The following is a 15157-nucleotide window of genomic DNA, read 5'->3' on the forward strand; positions in this document are numbered from 1 at the left end:
ACCGCGGACCGACGGCACGGAAAAGGCCGGCACCACCCGGCCGTAAGCATCTACTGCATGGTGAAACGCCGTGCAACGGCTCCGCCCAGCGCCGGGACCTGGAACATCCGTTCCAGCCCGGCGTTGCGCAGGGCCATCACCCCCGCAGGGAGCGGCCGGCCCAGCACCATGTTGATCTGTGCCTGGGCGGAGGCGACGACGGCGTCCCGGCGGCGCCGTCGTTCGAATTCCCGCAGCTTGCTGCCCACCGGTTTACCGTGCAGGGATGCTGCCATGATCGGGGCAACGGCAGCGGCATCCAGCCAGCCCAGGTTCATCCCCTGCCCGCCGATCGGGCTGATCTGGTGTGCCGCGTCCCCGATCAGGACCGTGCGTCCGGAAACCAGCCGGTGCGCCCGGCCGATCTGTACGCCGAAAGCACTCAGCATGGAGTTTCCGGCAACCTGCAGCCGGTGCCCGGTCCGCCGGTGCACCAGCTCAGCGAGACCGGACGCGGTGGGATCCTGCTGCAGTGCGTCGGTATGGACCACCCAGCGGCGCAGGCCTCCGGGCAGCGGAAAAGACTCCACGATCCCCTCCGGCTCGAGGTAAAGCACGCCCAGCGTCCCGTCACCGGTGTCATCCGGGAAATCGCCCATCAGATAGGTATCCGGCAGTTCGCGTGAAGCCCAGCCGCTGCCCAGCGCTGACCGGATCGAGGACCGGGCGCCGTCGGCCGCCACGAGAAGGCCCGCCTGTGTGGTGAAGGGTTCTCCGCCGCGAACGCCGTGCACTCGGACTGCGGCGCCGTTGTCGCTGAAGGTTTCAACCCGGGCACCGCGGACCAGCGCTCCCGGGTCGAGGGCTCTGAGACGTTCCTCCAGCAGCTGTTCGGTCCTCACCTGCGGCAGGGTCAGCACAAAAGGGTACCGGGCCGACGCCGCGGCGAAGTCCAGGCGGGCCACGGTCCGCCCCGCGCTGCGGGCTTCCCCGTGGGCGATCCGGATTCCTTCCCGAGTCATGGCATCGGCGATGCCGGCCTGCGCCAGGGACGCCAGGGCCGGAGGATGCACCCCGATGGCCCGCGAATGCCTGCTCCGATTCAGCCGCTGTTCCAAAACCTGGACGGATACCCCCTCCTGCAGCAGCAGGACGGCCAGATACATGCCCACCGGCCCGCCGCCCACCACAACCACTTCGGAAGAGCTGCGGGGCACGCTGTAAGGAGCGGGGGAGGCAGGTTGTTCCGCGGGCGGCAGCTTAGCCCGCACGGCGGTCGTCTCCCCGGGCGAACGGTGGATAAACCAGCAGGTTCTGCCACGGCCGCTGCTGCAGGCTTTGCCAGCCCTGGGGCGTCACCTCGGCAATTTCCGCCGCGGTGAAACTGCGGCGGATGGAGGTCAGCCCGTCCGCCCGGATGAACGAGCCGGGGAAAAACGGCAAGGTGCCGACGGAGAACAGGGCGTAGGCCCAGCGGCTGCGCTCAATGTCGCTGTGCAGGCAGAGCTTGCGGCCCAGCCGCCTTGAGTCCGCCAGCAGCGCCTGCAATTCCGCCGGGGCCAGATGGTGGAGCATGTGGTTGGAAATCACGACGTCGTAGGAACGCCCCTCCGCAACCAGCTCGCTGCTGTAGGCCTGGCGGAAGGACAATCCCGGCAGGGCCGGCAGCGCGGAGGCGAACGCATGTGCCCTCGGATCCGGGTCAATGGCGGTGATTTCCAAGGCAAACCCGTCCCTGCGCGCCCAGCGGGCAATGCAGCGGGGAACGTCCCCTCCGCCGGAACCGATATCCAGCAGGGTGCCACCGCCACTCGCCGCGAAGATCGGACGGAGGTACCGGATGTAGTTGCGCCGCCACCCCGAGACCACCGCATTGACCAGCCAGAACTGGGCATAGGTGCGCTCGAGGCGCTGCAGGTCGGCGTCGGGCCGGTCCATTTCCTCCACTGCGTCTGCTGCCCGGGTGGCCAAGGAGGGAAAAACAGCGATCATACTGCGGCCGGGACCCCCGCTGGTACTGCCCCCGCCGGCGCTGCCAGTTCCGCAGACGCCGCTGCCGCAGGCTGCACCGGGCCGCCGACCCGGGTGAACAAGCCCGTCTCCACGGTGAGGCCCGGGCCGAAGGCCATGGAGCAGATCCGTTCGTTGCCTCCGCTGAAGGGTTGTTCCAGGATGTACTTGAGCACGAACAGCACAGTGGCGCTGCTCATGTTGCCCACGGTGCGCAGTGTCTCCCGGGCCGGCAACAGCTGCTGTTCGCTCAGTTCGAGTTTCGCCTCGACTTTGTCCAGGATGCTGCGGCCGCCGGGATGGATGGCCCAGTGCTCGATCTCCCGGTAGGGCCGGACGCTTACCGATTGGTCGTGCGCCAGCAGGGGTTCCAGGGCGCCGACAATGTGGTCGTCGATGATGTGCGGGACGTAGGTGCCCAGCACCATCTCGAAGCCTTCGTCGCCGATATTCCAGGCCATGGCCTCTTCGCCGACCGGGGTCAGGATGGTTTCAAAGTGGTCCAGCTGGATGGCCGGTCCAGAGTCCGGCAGGTCTTCGCGGGCGGTGATGATGGCGGCGGCGGCGCCGTCGGCGAACAGCGAGGATCCCATGATGGCGTCCGGGTCATTCGACGTGCGGACGTGCAGGGAGCACAGCTCCGCACTGACCACCAGCACCACGGCGCCGGGATCCGACTCGCAGAATGATTTGGCTGCGCGCATCGCCGGGAAGGCTCCGTAGCAGCCCATAAAGCCCAGGTGGTAGCGCTGCACGGACGGATTCAGCCCCAGCGCGCGGGTCACTTTGTAATCCGGGCCGGGGTTGAAGAAACCGGTGCAGGACACAGTGATGACATGGGTGATATCCGACGGAGAGATACCGGCGCAGGCATCCAGTGCCTTGGACGCGGCTTCGATGAAGAGTTTCGTGGCCTCCACCGCAAAGATGTCATTCCTGGTCTTGGTGCTGGGCCGCAGCAACAGGCCGCTGCGGGCATCGTAGAACTTGGGATTTTCCGAGGTGTCGGTGAGTGAGAGTTCAGCCAGCGCCGTACGGCGAGTGTCGATGGCCGCCGAATCGAAGCAGGTGCGCACCAGCCGCTCACCCAGCCGGGTCAGGCCGGGCTGGGCTGCGAACGTGTCGCGGACTTCGGACTGCACCAGAATAGTGGGCGGGATCGCAGTTTCCAGGGACCTGAGGGTAACCGTCATAGTCCATTGTTAAGGGATGGCGATGCTCTGCACAATGGTTGGGGTTACTGAACGATTAGCCCCGGCTACTGGTTTCGCGGCTTGAGGAGTTCCTTTTCGAGCACCAAGTCGATCGACAGGGTCTTGTAGCCCTCCGCTTCGAACAGGACGGTCACCGTCTCCTCCTCGTAGCTCATCACGACGCCGGGTCCCCACTCCGAGTGCGTGACGGTGGACTGCAGGGGGAAGGGCAGATTGGGTGCTTCCGCGGCCGCCAGCACCTGCAGCTCCTCGACCGGGATGTCTGCCTCCGCCGCGGCCTTCTCGCAGTTATCGCAGTTGCCGCAGGGCTCCGGCAGGTCCTCGCCGAAGTATCCAAGCAGGAACTGCCGGCGGCAACCGGATGTTTCGGCATACTGCCGGGCCATATCCACCCGGGACTGGTCGATGCTCTCCCGCCGCTCGGCGTAGTCCACCGCCGCTGCCACTGCCTCGTCGGGTGCCATCCTGCGGGCCCGGTAGCCCTTCTTGGATGCGGTGACGGCTCCGGCAGCATTCAGCAGGTTAAGCAGGCCGGACAGCCGTCGGGAGCTGACGCCCAGCTTCTGGCTCAGGTGGGCCTGCGTCACGGTGCCTCGCTCGGCGCGCAGTGCGGCCAGCAGCTGGCGCAGGGACTGATCATCGGCGCGTTTGCTGGCGAAGAAGCGCCGCAGGCCCAGATCCTCCGGACGGTAATGCAGCACGGCGGCTGCCGGCTGCCCATCGCGCCCGCCCCGTCCGATCTCCTGGTAATAGCTGTCGATGGAGTCCGGTATGCCGGCGTGCACCACGTACCGGACGTTGGGCTTGTCGATGCCCATGCCGAAGGCGGTGGTGGCCACCACTACGTCCAGCTCGTCATTGAGGAACTGCCGGTGGACCTCCTTGCGCTCCCCGGCGGGCCGGCCGGAGTGGTAGGGCGCGGCGCGCAGCCCGGACTTGGCAAGGACCTCGGCGTATTCCTCCGTTTCCCTACGGGTGGCCACGTAGACGAGCCCGGGATGGGTCAGTCCAAGGACGCTCTCCAGGACGGCCTGCCGTTTATCGTCGGCCTCCACATGCATCTGCACGGACAGGTAGAGGTTGGGGCGGTCGAACCCCTGGGCAATCAGGAAGGGATCCTTCAGGCGAAGCACCTCGGCAATCTCGGTCCGCACCGGGGGAGCGGCGGTAGCGGTCAGCGCCACCACCGGACGGTCCAGGGCTTCTGCGAGCGAGCCCAGCTGGAGGTAATCCGGGCGGAAGTCGTGGCCCCATGCGGAAACACAGTGCGCCTCATCGATCACCAGGATGGAAACATCCAGTGCCTTGAGCCGCTTGAAGACTTCTTCGCGGGCCAGCTGTTCGGGGGCCAGGAAGAGGAACTTGGCCCGCCGGTCTTCGTCCTTGTCTTCAGCGGCCGCCCAGGCGGCATCAACGGCGCTCTGTGGCTGGGTGGAGTTCAGGACATAGGCACGGGTAGCCCCGGCTGCGGCGTTAATGGCGTCCGCCTGATCGCCTTGAAGTGCAATCAGCGGCGAAATGACGACGGCGACGCCGGGCAGGGCGAAGGCGGGTACCTGATAGACGGCGGATTTCCCGTGACCGGTGGGCATAACGCACAGGACGTCCCTGCCGGCAGCCACGGCCGTCATGGCTTCCAGTTGCCCTTCGCGGGCTGTGTCCCAGCCGAAGATTTCCGAGGCCGTTCGGGCCAGCGTTTCCCGCGTAACGTGCATTGCTTATCCTTCAGCGAACCGGGCCGGCCTCTGCCGGCAATCACATTAGTAAGCTTACTGAGGATGGATAGCGGACGCGACTTTGCCGCGTGGCCGCGCTGACGCGTACCACTGGCGGCACAACAGCACGATCAGCACCAGTTCGAGGATGCCGCCGCCGTAGTACATCACCAGCGCTCCGGTTTCCGCGGCAGCGGCCGGGATCCCGGGAGGCGGGTCGGCGTAGATGCCCTTGGCGAGGATATTGTGGGCGGCGATGGAAAGCACCAGGACGATGGCCCGCAGCCGATAACCGGCCCGGTGCGGGGAAGGATCCCGCCCCACTATGGAAGCCGTGAACAGGTAGCCGGCAGCCAACAGGTGGAAGGTCACCAGCCAGTGCACCGGCATGGACTCCTGCATTGCCTGCAGCAGTCCGGTGCGGAACATCAGGATCATGCCGCCGGTATTGAGCAGTGCGGCGGTGACCGGGAAGGACAGGAACCGGGCGAACCTGCTGCGCAGCACCCGGGAGAGCCGGCGGGCCGGAAAAACGTCGAGGGTGCGCAGTGCCAGGGTGAACGGCCGGGAGAGCACCAGCAGCAGCGGGGAGAGCATCCCGGCCAGGAGATGCGAAAAGCTCAGTACCGCGAAATCCCGATGGGCCAGTTCGGCCAGGGGGTTCAGGACCGTAACCAGCACGGCTGCCACACCCAGCGTGAAGAAAGCCGTCCGGTACCAGGGCCAACGGCCGGAGCGCGGCGAACGCGCACCCGCCCAGTAGGCGACCAGGGCAACTACGGCGGGGATGAAGAACAGCGACTCTACGGGAAAGTCACTGCCGTGGTTATGCATCGGCCGGAGCCGTTGATTCCCGCGGGACGGCAGTGCGGGTGCGGTAGGTGAGGAACGCCCCGGCAACGATCAACAGCAATGCGATGACGTTCCAAACCGTGTCGTACACCAGCAGATCCACCTCATAGCGGATCTGGTGAAGCCCCATGAGCTTGTGCTGCACCGTGCCGTCATAGAGCTGGAACACACCGGCGCCCAGCAGGACACCGCCGGTCCACCGCTTCAGGAGAGTCTCATGCCACCGGCGCAGATCGGCGAACAGGAAGAGGCCGGCTACAACTGCGAACCAGCCGAAGGCGTGGAACAAACCGTCCGAAAACAGTCCAACGGATGTAGTGGAGCGGTCGTAGAAATGATGCCACTGGAGGAGCTGGTGGAAGATCACTTCATCGACGAAGGCAGCAAGTCCGATCCCGAAAAGCAAGCCGGACACCAGGTTGCGCCGCCGCGGAGAGCGGCGCTCGCGGAGGGGAGAACTCATGCTTCGAACATAACACCGGCACGGCGCCGGCCGCAGGGGTGCGTGACATGCCCGACGGCTGCGGCAAGGATGGGAGACATGTGGATTGGGGCGCTTGAGCTGGACCTGTTGCTGGGGGACGTGCATTCCCTCAAGGGGAAACGGTCGGTTGTCCGGCCCATCCTTGCGGAGCTGCGGAGGAAATTCGATGTCTCCGCCGCGGAGGTCAGCTCCCTGGACCTGCACCGCCGGTCAGGAATAGGCGTGGGCGTTGTGGCGGCGGACCGTGCCCATGTGGTGGATGTGCTGGATGCCGCCGAACGGCTGGTGGCGGGCCGGCCTGAAGTGGAGTTGCTGAGCGCCCGGCGTCAATTGTTCACCGAGCAGGACTAGCCAGCGCGCTCCGTATCCGCCCATCCGCCGGAGAAATGGGGAACAATTGGCCGGGTGAGTCTTAGCACCGTAGAACCAGTCAATGTTTCCGGATCCATCGACGAGCAGGTGATTGCCCAACTGGCCGCCGAGCTGGGGGTAGCGCCGTGGCAGGTCCGGGCGGCGGTTGGCCTGCTCGACGGCGGCGCCACGGTTCCGTTCATCGCCCGGTACCGCAAGGAGGCCACCGGCACGCTGGATGACGCCCAGCTGCGGGACCTGGACGAAAGGCTGCGGTACCTGCGCGAACTGCAGGACCGGCGGCGGGCCATCCTCGAGGCCATTGCTGCCCAGGGGAAGCTGACCCCGGAACTGCGGGCCGCCGTCGTCGGCGCCGAAACCAAGTCCCGGCTGGAAGACATTTACCTGCCGTACCGCAGCAAACGGCGAACCAAGGCGCAGATAGCCCGGGAAGCAGGACTGGAACCGCTCGCGGATGCGCTGCTGGCCGATCCCCGACGGTCCCCGGACGCTGAAGCCGCCCGGTACGTGCGCGAGGGGATCCCGGACGCAGCCGAGGCGCTCGCCGGAGCACGCGCCATCCTGATCGAACGGGTCTCCCAGGACGCGGACCTGTTGACCGAACAACGCGAGAAGCTCTGGCGCCAGGGCCGGATGCGCTCGCAGGTGCGCCCGGGAAAGGAAGCCGAAGGGCGCAAGTTCACCGACTACTACGACTTTTCCCAGTCGCCCTCCGGAATGCCGTCCCACCGCGTTCTCGCCCTGTTCCGCGGCGAGAAGGAAGGCATGCTGGAACTGGCCCTGACGGAGGGGGATCCCGCTGACGCCGATGCCCTGGCCGCAGCCCGCGCCCGCTACGAACGCTCCGTGGCCGCCCGTCTCGGGGTCGCGGACCGCGGGCGTCCCGCTGACGCATGGCTGATGACCACGGTGCAGCTGGCCTGGCGCCGGATCCTGGCCAAGCTCTCGGTGGATCTGCGTGTCCGGCTCTTTACGGAAGCGGAGACCGAGGCGGTGCGCGTGTTTGCGGCCAACCTTCGGGATGTGCTGCTGGCTGCGCCTGCCGGGAACCGGACCACCCTGGGGCTCGATCCCGGGCTGCGAACCGGTGTCAAGGTTGCCGTGGTGGACGGCACCGGCAAGGTGGTTGCCACCGATACGGTCTATCCTCATGCGCCCGTGCGCCGCTGGGATGACGCCCTGGCCACGCTGGCCGGTCTGGTGAAGCAGCACGGGGTGGAACTGATTGCCATCGGCAACGGCACCGCTTCCCGCGAAACGGACAAGCTGGCTGCGGAACTGATCCGCCTCGTCCCGAGCGCGTCGGTGCGCAAGCTGGTGGTCTCCGAGGCCGGTGCCTCGGTGTACTCGGCGTCCGCTCTTGCCTCGGCCGAGCTGCCCGGCATGGACGTGTCCCTGCGCGGCGCCGTGTCCATCGCCCGGCGGCTGCAGGATCCGTTGGCGGAACTGGTGAAGATCGATCCAAAGTCCATCGGCGTGGGCCAGTACCAGCACGACGTAACGCCGGCGAAGCTGGAGCGTTCCCTGGATGCGGTGATTGAGGACTGCGTGAATGCCGTGGGGGTGGATGTGAACACCGCTTCCCCGTCGCTGCTGACCCGGGTGGCCGGCGTCGGTCCGCTGCTCAGCGAAAATATTGTGGCCTACCGCAATGCGAACGGGCCGTTTGCCCGCCGGCAGGACCTGATGAAGGTGCCTCGGCTCGGGGCGAAGGCCTTTGAGCAGTGTGCGGGGTTCCTGCGCGTCAGCGGGGGAAAGGAACCGCTGGACGCAACCAGCGTCCACCCGGAGTCCTATCCGATTGCCCGGAAGATCCATGCTGCGGCCGGGACCACCATGAGTGCGTCGGGAGCGGTCCTGGAGGGTGTGGACCCGGCAGCGTTCGTAGACGACCAGGTAGGCCTTCCCACCGTCCTGGATATCATTGCCGAGCTGCGGAAGCCGGGGCGGGACCCGCGGCCCGCTTTTGAAACAGCCAGCTTCTCGGAGGGTATCGAGAAGATTTCGGACCTGCGTCCCGGAATGATCCTCGACGGTGTGGTCACCAACGTGGCTGCCTTCGGAGCCTTCGTGGACGTCGGAGTGCACCAGGACGGGCTGGTCCACATTTCCGCGATGTCGCATACCTTCATTTCGGATCCGCGCGAGGTGGTGCGGTCCGGCCAGGTGGTGAAGGTCAAGGTGTTGGAGGCGGACCCGGAGCGGAAACGGATCTCACTGACGCTACGGCTTGACGACGACGCCGCGGAGCCGGGCGGGCGGTCCGGACGCCCTCCGCAGGGGAGCCGCAAAGCGGAGAAAGCCAAGTCGGCCAGCCCCACCTCAGGCAACGGTCAGTCAGGCAGCGCCAAGACAGGCACTAGTCAGTCGGGTGCGGCCAGGTCCAACGCCTCGAAGCCCGGTGAGCCTAGGACCAAAGCCCAGAAGGCCGGCGCACCCAAGGCCAGCGCACCGAAAACCAGCGCGCCCACCGGGGCCATGGCAGACGCGCTGCGGGCGGCCGGGCTGCTGAAGTAGCCGGACCTTTACTCCGAGTCGGAGGGTGCCTCGGCGTCGGCTGCTTCGTCCGCCTTGTCCTGTGCGGCAGGCACCGCGCCGGCGGGCGAGGTCCCCTGATCGTCACGGATGTTGCCGGCCGAATGCGAGGCGCTCCCTGGCCGCCGGGGTTCGCCGGTTGGCCCGGGCTGCGGGGCGCTGGGGCCGAGGGGATCCTCGGCGTCGTTCGCGGGGCCGGTGGGTTCAGTAGTCATGGTGTCCTCTCGGAAACGGTTAGCCCTGGGCGAGGAGTTCGCTCAGCAGGCTGGTGTCCATGGCGGCAAGAAGTGCCCGCGGGTTTTCGTAGACTTCCTGGGCGCCTGCCTCGCGCAGTTCGGCTTCGCTCGTGCCGCCGCAGGTCAGGCCGATAGTGGGAATGGAGAGCTTCCCTGCTGCCTTGACGTCCCAGACCGAATCGCCCACGAACACAGTGTTGGAGGCCTCTAGGCCACCGGCCTCCAGTGCAGCTTCGAGGATGTCCGGTGAGGGCTTGCTGGCTTCGGCATCTGAGGAACTTGTGGCGCCGGTGATTGCTGAGTCGGCCTCAATCACGGTGCGCAGGAACTTCAGTTCGGCCGCGGAGGCGGAGGAAGCAAGAACCACGGTGAGGTCCTTGTCCGAGCAGGCGTTCAGGAGTTCGCTGGCACCGTCGAAAGAGCGCAGCGACGGCCACCAGGTGGAGAAGATGGCGCCGTGCGTCGCATCGAGCTGCTCATCCTCGTCCTTGTTGCGGTCTTCGCCCAGCAGGTGCTCCACGAGCTTGTCGCCGCCCATGCCGATGGCACGGTGGATGGCGGACATCGGGACATCATGCTCCATCCGGCGGAAGGCCTGCCACCATGCGACCGCGTGCAGGTAGTTGGAATCCACCAGGGTTCCGTCTACGTCGAAAAGAACTCCGCGCTTGGCGTTGCTTGAATCACTCATGCTGTGTGCCTCAGTTTTCCTTGGAGCCGATGTCTGGTTCGTCTGGTTCGAAGTCTAGTGTCCGTGCCGACGACGACGCAGCCTCCGCCGGCGTCTCGCCGTCCGATTCGGCGGTTGCCGGCGTCGCGCGAACCCGCCCTGGCGGGCCTAGGAAGGTACGCAGCTGTTCTTCGAGAAGGCTGCGGTCCCGAAGTTCGCATTCCCACACGACCAGGACATCCCAACCTCCGGCCGCCAACCGTTCCTGGGCCGCTGCATCCCGCTCGACGGTGCGTTTGCGTTTCGCGGACCAGAATTCGCTATTGGTCTTTGGGGCGTGCTGCCCCGCCCGGCAGGAGTGGAAGTGCCAGAAACACCCGTTGACGAAGAGGACTTTCCTGCGCCCGGCGAAAACCAGGTCAGGCTTGCCCGGGAGGCGGGTCTTACCGAAGGAGCCGTGCAGCCGGAACCGGTATCCCGCGGCGTGGAGGATGCCGCGGATCAGGAGTTCAGGCTTGGTGTTCTTTCCCCGGATGCGCGACATGTTGCGGCTGCGCTGCTCCGGACTGACGGTATCGGCCATGGGTCCAGTCTAGGAACAGATCACAATTGCATTTCGCACTACTCGATTCTTTGGGCAGGGGATCCAGAAACTCATAAGGTGACTTAGCATTGAAGGCACTGATAGACCCCTTACAAGGAGGTAAGTGATGTCGGGCTACTTCAAGCTGGTGGACGCCCACGAGGGAAGTTTCCGCATTAAGCTCATTGCCGGCGACGGAACGCTGATGGCAGTGTCCACGACTTTCGAAACCAAGCGGGAGGCAGCGGCCGGCATCGCGCAGCTGCGGGAGATCGCAGGAACGGGTCCGGTAGTCGACCAGAGCCGGGATTCGGATGTGCTGGGCGAAGCGAAGGAATCGGCCCCCAAGGCAGCAGCCAGCTGACGAGACGACGAACATACGTACATACAAACAGGCCTCCGGCTCCCTCACCGGGAACCGGAGGCCTGTTCCGTTGTAGCAGCGCTGCATTACTGCGGGGCGCGGGGCCGGGCCTAAAAGCCTCACTCAGGTCTGGTCTTCGCCACCTTCGGCCGGCTCCTGGGTGTGCTCGCGCTGCTCGTTCTTCTGGTCGTCGGTATCCCCTTCGGACGGCTCCTGCGGATGTGTCCGGTTGGAGTCCTTTTCCTCGTTGGCACTCTGTTCGCTCATGCGGTTTCTCCGATTCGTATCCAGCCGACACCGGCATCCGCCGGTTCTCCTTCAGAGCGGCCCTACATCCAGTCTAGAAACCTCTGCCCGAGTCTAGAACCCCTGGCGGCCGCACACGGGCTCGAGGGACGGGTGAGGACACGCCTGTACCAAACTGCTGGCCAGTACCCGGCGTCGCCGGTAGCGTGAGCCGGATGCAGCCAAAAGACGCGGACGTCATTGTCGTAGGAGCCGGACTCGCCGGCCTGGTAGCCACAGCCGAACTTGTGGACGCCGGGCGCTCGGTGATCCTGGTTGAGCAGGAGGGACCCCAGGGGCTGGGCGGCCAGGCATGGTGGTCCTTCGGCGGGCTTTTCCTGGTGGATTCCCCTGAACAGCGCAGGCTGCGGGTGAAGGACTCCGTGGAGCTTGCCTGGCAGGACTGGCTGGGCACCGCGGGCTTTGACCGCGAGGAGGATTTCTGGCCGCGGAAGTGGGCCGAAGCGTACGTGCATTTCGCCGCAGGGGAGAAGCGGGCCTGGCTGCAGCAGATGGGGCACCGCATCTTCCCCGTGGTGGGCTGGGCCGAACGCGGCGGATACGGCGCCAACGGGCCCGGCAACTCTGTCCCGCGCTTCCACATCACCTGGGGCACGGGGCCGGGGATCACCGCGCCTTTCGAAGCCAAGGTGCGCGACGGCGTCGAACGCGGGCTGGTGCGTTTCGCGTTCCGCCATCGCCTGGATGACCTGGTCCTCACCGGCGGTGCCGTGACCGGCGTGCGCGGCAGCGTCCTGGAGCCGACGACGGCGCCGCGCGGCACCGCTTCCAGCCGCACCGTCGTCGGGGACTTCGAATTCAGTGCCTCCGCCGTGGTGATCACCACCGGAGGCATCGGCGGAGACCATGACGCCGTCCGGGCAGCGTGGCCCCGGAGAATGGGACCGGCGCCTACGAACATGCTCAGCGGGGTGCCGGAGCATGTGGACGGACGCGGCATCGGAATCGCCCAGGCCGCCGGCGGGCGGGTGATCAACCCGGACCGGATGTGGCATTACGTGGAGGGAATCCGGAACTGGGACCCGGTGTGGAAGAACCATGGAATCCGCATCCTGCCCGGTCCGTCCTCGCTGTGGCTGGACGCGGCCGGAAACCGTCTGCCGGTGCCGTTGTTCCCTGGCTTCGACACCTTGGGCACGCTGGAGCACCTGCGCCGCAGCGGCTCCGACTACAGCTGGTTCATTCTGAACAAGGCGATCATCCGCAAGGAATTTGCGCTTTCCGGTTCGGAACAGAATCCGGACCTCACCGGAAAGTCACTCCGGGACGTGCTGAAGCGGGCCACCGCCGGAGTGCCTGCCCCCGTCCAGGCGTTCCTGGACCACGGCGAGGATTTTATTACCGCCAATTCGGTCGAGGAACTCGTTGCCGGCATGAACCTGCTGGCCAAGGGCTCGTCCGTGCATGGCGACGTGCCGGAACTGTCGGCTGAGTCGGTGCGGCTTGAACTGGAATCCAGGGACCGGGAAATCCGCAACCCGTTCACGAAGGACTCCCAGGTGACCGCCATCCGCGGGGCACGCACCTATATGGGAGACCGGCTGATTCGTACCGCTGCACCGCACCGCATCCTGGATCCGAAGGCCGGCCCCCTGATCGCCGTGCGCTTGTCCGTACTGACCCGCAAGACCCTCGGCGGGTTGGAGACGGACCTGCAGTCCCGCGTCCTGGCCGACGACGGCACACCGGTCCCCGGCCTTTTCGCAGCCGGGGAGGCCGCCGGCTTCGGCGGCGGCGGAATGCACGGCTACCGCTCGCTGGAAGGGACCTTCCTCGGCGGGTGCCTGTTCAGCGGGCGGGCTGCCGGCCGGGCTGCGGCCGGCTAGCCAGCGGGTCTCCCAAAGACCACTGGCCGGGACACCTTCTTTGAGGTGTCCCGGCCAGTGAAGCTGCAGTTTTACGGTTTAGCCGGCATAGCCCAGGGACTTCGCCTGGCGGTACTGCTTCATCTGGTTGAAGTAGGCAGTGGCCGGGGCGGTAAAGAGCATCACCGCGGCGGCAATGATCAGCAGGATGGAAACGAGGCTGAGGATACCCTCGAGGGAGCCGTTGACCTGGAACAGACTCAGCAGGGAAAGCCCGGCGAACACGGTGATGACGATGCGTGCCCAGTTGTGCCCCTTCCGTGCAAACACGGCGAACAGGACGCTGACCGCAACACTGAGCACGCCGATCACGACGCCGGTAACAATTCCGATGGTTACTGCAGTGTCCGCTTCAGCGGCGGTGAGCCCGCTTACCCGGGCAAGCTCACTGCGGCCCTCATCGGACATCAAGTTGACAATGGAAAGGATCCCGGCAATGAGGCTGAGAACGGCAGAGGCGATCAGGAGCCAGAACCCACGCTCCACTGCGGCCGGACGCTCCGGCGCGGCAGGGGCGGCAGCGGGTTGCCCTCCGCTGAAGGCGTTGTAGTTGTAGTTCGAAGGCGTGCTCATTATTCCCCTTAGATACTTTTGACCAACGGTTCCACGATCGCGAATGACAAACGGCCGTTTCGGCATAGCCTAACCAAGACTTCGCCTGTTGTGCCTCCCCACTTCGGCGGAGATCCAGGGTGTTTTTGACCGGATGGACCCACGCCGGTTCCGCCGAAAGGATTACTCCGGGGCTGGCCCGGAGACGCCGGAGCCGAGTCGGTGTCCGCACAGGAATAACGCCTTCCCCGCCGCAGTTGAGATAAACATGCAAACGCATGAAGAGGAGTCCAATATGGTGGATCGCAGGATTGTCGTGGTTTCGGGCGGACTGGGTGTTCCGTCGTCGTCCCGGATGCTTGCCGATGCCTTGGCGTCGGCGGCCAAGGCTGAGATCGAGGGACTTGGGCTGAGCGCCAGCGTCAGCACCTTCGAACTGCGTGAATACGCCGTGGATATCGCCAACAACATGGTGACCGGTTACGCCGCGCCGCGGCTGGACGCAGCGATAAACGAGCTTATTGCGGCTGATGCACTTGTTGCGGTGACCCCGGTGTTCACCGCTTCGATGAGCGGGCTGTTCAAGTCCTTCTTCGACGTCATCGACAACACTGCCTTGGACGGCAAACCGGTACTGCTCGGCGCCACCGGCGGCAGTGCCCGGCATTCCATGGTCCTGGACTATTCCCTGCGGCCGATGTTCAGCTATCTCCGCGCCCGGGTTGCTCCAACCGCTGTCTACGCCGCACCGGGCGACTGGGGAACGGGCGAAACCGGTACCGGTTCCCTGGACCAGCGGGTCCGCCGTGCCGCCGGAGAACTGGTGGCACTGCTGGGGGATGCACCGGTGCAGAAGCGCCGGGATCCGGCGCAGTCGCTGCCCTTCGAGGAATTGCTCGCCCAGACGCAGCGCAAGTAAGCGCGAACTCCTACGTGTCTACGCGGGGGCCGGAGGCGACGTCGCCGTCCCACCCCAGATTGCTGGCCATCCGCTGCAGGACGGCAAGCAGGGCGGTGTATTCCTCTTCAGTGATGTTGTCCGTCATCAGTTGCCGAATCCGGTCCACCGCACCGCGGAGGTTCTCCAAGCTTCGGCTGCCGAGGTCGGTGAGCTGGTACTGGCCGTCTTCCAGCAGCACCCAGCCGGATTCCCGCAGTTCCTCGATAAGTTCCGCGGAGGTGCCGGTTTCCACGGCGGGAAAGAAGGGGCGCAGGCCGTCTGATAACTCTTTTTGGGTAGCGGGGCCTTCAACCAGCAGGTTCATCATTTGCCACTGCCGGCGGGTCACGCCGTGTTCTTCGAAACTGGCGCCAAACTGGTCGTCGACCAGTTGGTCGACGAGCTTGAGCCAGAATCCGATGGGACGCTCCTGATTCGCCATCACTCCACTGTACAAATCAAACCCCGTGCAGGGAATGG

The 15157-nt window shown here is 65.8% G+C and carries 16 protein-coding genes and 1 pseudogene; 5 read left to right on the top strand and 12 right to left on the bottom strand.

The genetic code is table 11. The features are described from left to right. Positions 1-50: 50 nt before the first annotated feature. The 6 genes from NNX38_RS12395 to NNX38_RS12420 all read right to left on the bottom strand — a co-directional run bounded on the left by NNX38_RS12395 (position 51) and on the right by NNX38_RS12420 (position 6233). A complete protein-coding gene (locus tag NNX38_RS12395; protein ID WP_255798278.1) occupies positions 51-1196 on the bottom strand; it encodes an NAD(P)/FAD-dependent oxidoreductase in 1146 nt (381 codons plus the stop codon). Positions 1197-1239: 43 nt separating this feature from the next. After that, positions 1240-1971, bottom strand: a complete 732-nt coding sequence (locus NNX38_RS12400) for a class I SAM-dependent methyltransferase (protein WP_255798279.1) — start codon at positions 1969-1971, stop codon at positions 1240-1242. Further along, positions 1968-3182: a type III polyketide synthase gene (locus NNX38_RS12405; protein ID WP_255798280.1), complete on the bottom strand. Its 1215-nt coding sequence runs from the start codon at positions 3180-3182 to the stop codon at positions 1968-1970. Before NNX38_RS12405 ends, NNX38_RS12400 begins: the two co-directional genes overlap by 4 nt. 65 nt (positions 3183-3247) lie before the next feature. After that, entirely contained in the window at positions 3248-4918 is a 1671-nt protein-coding gene (locus NNX38_RS12410) for a RecQ family ATP-dependent DNA helicase (RefSeq protein ID WP_255798281.1), read from the bottom strand. A 54-nt stretch (positions 4919-4972) separates the two neighbouring features. Then, complete coding sequence (locus tag NNX38_RS12415) at positions 4973-5752, bottom strand: cytochrome c oxidase assembly protein (protein WP_255798282.1); 780 nt, start codon at positions 5750-5752, stop codon at positions 4973-4975. Further along, complete coding sequence (locus NNX38_RS12420; protein ID WP_255798283.1) at positions 5745-6233, bottom strand: DUF2243 domain-containing protein; 489 nt, start codon at positions 6231-6233, stop codon at positions 5745-5747. Before NNX38_RS12420 ends, NNX38_RS12415 begins: the two co-directional genes overlap by 8 nt. Positions 6234-6311: 78 nt before the next feature. On the opposite strand from NNX38_RS12420, the gene NNX38_RS12425 reads away from it, so the two are divergent. Both NNX38_RS12425 and NNX38_RS12430 read left to right on the top strand, forming a co-directional pair. Beyond that, positions 6312-6605, top strand: coding sequence for a DUF503 domain-containing protein (locus NNX38_RS12425; protein WP_255798284.1), 294 nt, complete (start codon positions 6312-6314; stop codon positions 6603-6605). Between the two features lie 108 nt (positions 6606-6713). Then, positions 6714-9143: a Tex-like N-terminal domain-containing protein gene (locus tag NNX38_RS12430; protein WP_370646467.1), complete on the top strand. Its 2430-nt coding sequence runs from the start codon at positions 6714-6716 to the stop codon at positions 9141-9143. Between the two features lie 8 nt (positions 9144-9151). Here the strand turns inward: NNX38_RS12430 and NNX38_RS12435 are convergent, their stop codons facing one another. The 3 genes and pseudogenes from NNX38_RS12435 to NNX38_RS12445 all read right to left on the bottom strand — a co-directional run. Further along, positions 9152-9376, bottom strand: a complete 225-nt coding sequence (locus NNX38_RS12435; protein ID WP_229952699.1) for a hypothetical protein — start codon at positions 9374-9376, stop codon at positions 9152-9154. A gap of 19 nt (positions 9377-9395) precedes the next feature. Beyond that, positions 9396-10088: an HAD family hydrolase gene (locus NNX38_RS12440; RefSeq protein ID WP_255798286.1), complete on the bottom strand. Its 693-nt coding sequence runs from the start codon at positions 10086-10088 to the stop codon at positions 9396-9398. 148 nt (positions 10089-10236) lie between these two features. Continuing rightward, positions 10237-10650, bottom strand: a pseudogene (locus NNX38_RS12445) (very short patch repair endonuclease); the annotation flags it as partial. A 127-nt stretch (positions 10651-10777) separates the two neighbouring features. Here NNX38_RS12445 and NNX38_RS12450 point away from each other — a divergent pair. Further along, positions 10778-11014, top strand: a complete 237-nt coding sequence (locus NNX38_RS12450; protein WP_229952697.1) for a DUF1508 domain-containing protein — start codon at positions 10778-10780, stop codon at positions 11012-11014. 123 nt (positions 11015-11137) lie between these two features. Here NNX38_RS12450 and NNX38_RS12455 read toward each other — a convergent pair whose 3' ends face one another. Then, entirely contained in the window at positions 11138-11281 is a 144-nt protein-coding gene (locus tag NNX38_RS12455) for a hypothetical protein (RefSeq protein ID WP_255798287.1), read from the bottom strand. A gap of 194 nt (positions 11282-11475) precedes the next feature. Between NNX38_RS12455 and NNX38_RS12460 the strand changes: the two genes are divergently transcribed. Continuing rightward, positions 11476-13146, top strand: coding sequence for an FAD-binding dehydrogenase (locus NNX38_RS12460; RefSeq protein WP_255798288.1), 1671 nt, complete (start codon positions 11476-11478; stop codon positions 13144-13146). 78 nt (positions 13147-13224) lie between these two features. Here NNX38_RS12460 and NNX38_RS12465 read toward each other — a convergent pair whose 3' ends face one another. Continuing rightward, positions 13225-13758 (bottom strand): hypothetical protein, encoded by a 534-nt coding sequence (locus NNX38_RS12465; protein WP_255798289.1) that lies wholly within the window; start codon positions 13756-13758, stop codon positions 13225-13227. A 274-nt stretch (positions 13759-14032) separates the two neighbouring features. Here NNX38_RS12465 and NNX38_RS12470 point away from each other — a divergent pair, with 274 nt between their 5' ends. After that, a complete protein-coding gene (locus NNX38_RS12470; RefSeq protein ID WP_255798290.1) occupies positions 14033-14656 on the top strand; it encodes an FMN reductase in 624 nt (207 codons plus the stop codon). Positions 14657-14666: 10 nt separating this feature from the next. Here the strand turns inward: NNX38_RS12470 and NNX38_RS12475 are convergent, their stop codons facing one another. Then, positions 14667-15119, bottom strand: a complete 453-nt coding sequence (locus NNX38_RS12475; protein ID WP_255798291.1) for a MarR family winged helix-turn-helix transcriptional regulator — start codon at positions 15117-15119, stop codon at positions 14667-14669. Positions 15120-15157 lie beyond the last annotated feature (38 nt).

It is taken from the genome of Arthrobacter sp. zg-Y238 (assembly GCF_024385525.1).
In the GTDB taxonomy this organism is placed as follows: domain Bacteria; phylum Actinomycetota; class Actinomycetes; order Actinomycetales; family Micrococcaceae; genus Arthrobacter_B; species Arthrobacter_B jinronghuae.

Bases quoted from the DNA above. Each gene is read 5' to 3' on its own strand.
- NNX38_RS12400 (WP_255798279.1), bottom strand. From the start codon at position 1,971: ATGATCGCTGTTTTTCCCTCCTTGGCCACCCGGGCAGCAGACGCAGTG.
- NNX38_RS12405 (WP_255798280.1), bottom strand. From the start codon at position 3,182: ATGACGGTTACCCTCAGGTCCCTGGAAACTGCGATCCCGCCCACTATT.
- NNX38_RS12410 (WP_255798281.1), bottom strand. From the start codon at position 4,918: ATGCACGTTACGCGGGAAACGCTGGCCCGAACGGCCTCGGAAATCTTC.
- NNX38_RS12415 (WP_255798282.1), bottom strand. From the start codon at position 5,752: ATGCATAACCACGGCAGTGACTTTCCCGTAGAGTCGCTGTTCTTCATC.
- NNX38_RS12420 (WP_255798283.1), bottom strand. From the start codon at position 6,233: ATGAGTTCTCCCCTCCGCGAGCGCCGCTCTCCGCGGCGGCGCAACCTG.
- NNX38_RS12425 (WP_255798284.1), top strand. From the start codon at position 6,312: ATGTGGATTGGGGCGCTTGAGCTGGACCTGTTGCTGGGGGACGTGCAT.
- NNX38_RS12435 (WP_229952699.1), bottom strand. From the start codon at position 9,376: ATGACTACTGAACCCACCGGCCCCGCGAACGACGCCGAGGATCCCCTC.
- NNX38_RS12440 (WP_255798286.1), bottom strand. From the start codon at position 10,088: ATGAGTGATTCAAGCAACGCCAAGCGCGGAGTTCTTTTCGACGTAGAC.
- NNX38_RS12450 (WP_229952697.1), top strand. From the start codon at position 10,778: ATGTCGGGCTACTTCAAGCTGGTGGACGCCCACGAGGGAAGTTTCCGC.
- NNX38_RS12455 (WP_255798287.1), bottom strand. From the start codon at position 11,281: ATGAGCGAACAGAGTGCCAACGAGGAAAAGGACTCCAACCGGACACAT.
- NNX38_RS12460 (WP_255798288.1), top strand. From the start codon at position 11,476: ATGCAGCCAAAAGACGCGGACGTCATTGTCGTAGGAGCCGGACTCGCC.
- NNX38_RS12465 (WP_255798289.1), bottom strand. From the start codon at position 13,758: ATGAGCACGCCTTCGAACTACAACTACAACGCCTTCAGCGGAGGGCAA.
- NNX38_RS12470 (WP_255798290.1), top strand. From the start codon at position 14,033: ATGGTGGATCGCAGGATTGTCGTGGTTTCGGGCGGACTGGGTGTTCCG.
- NNX38_RS12475 (WP_255798291.1), bottom strand. From the start codon at position 15,119: ATGGCGAATCAGGAGCGTCCCATCGGATTCTGGCTCAAGCTCGTCGAC.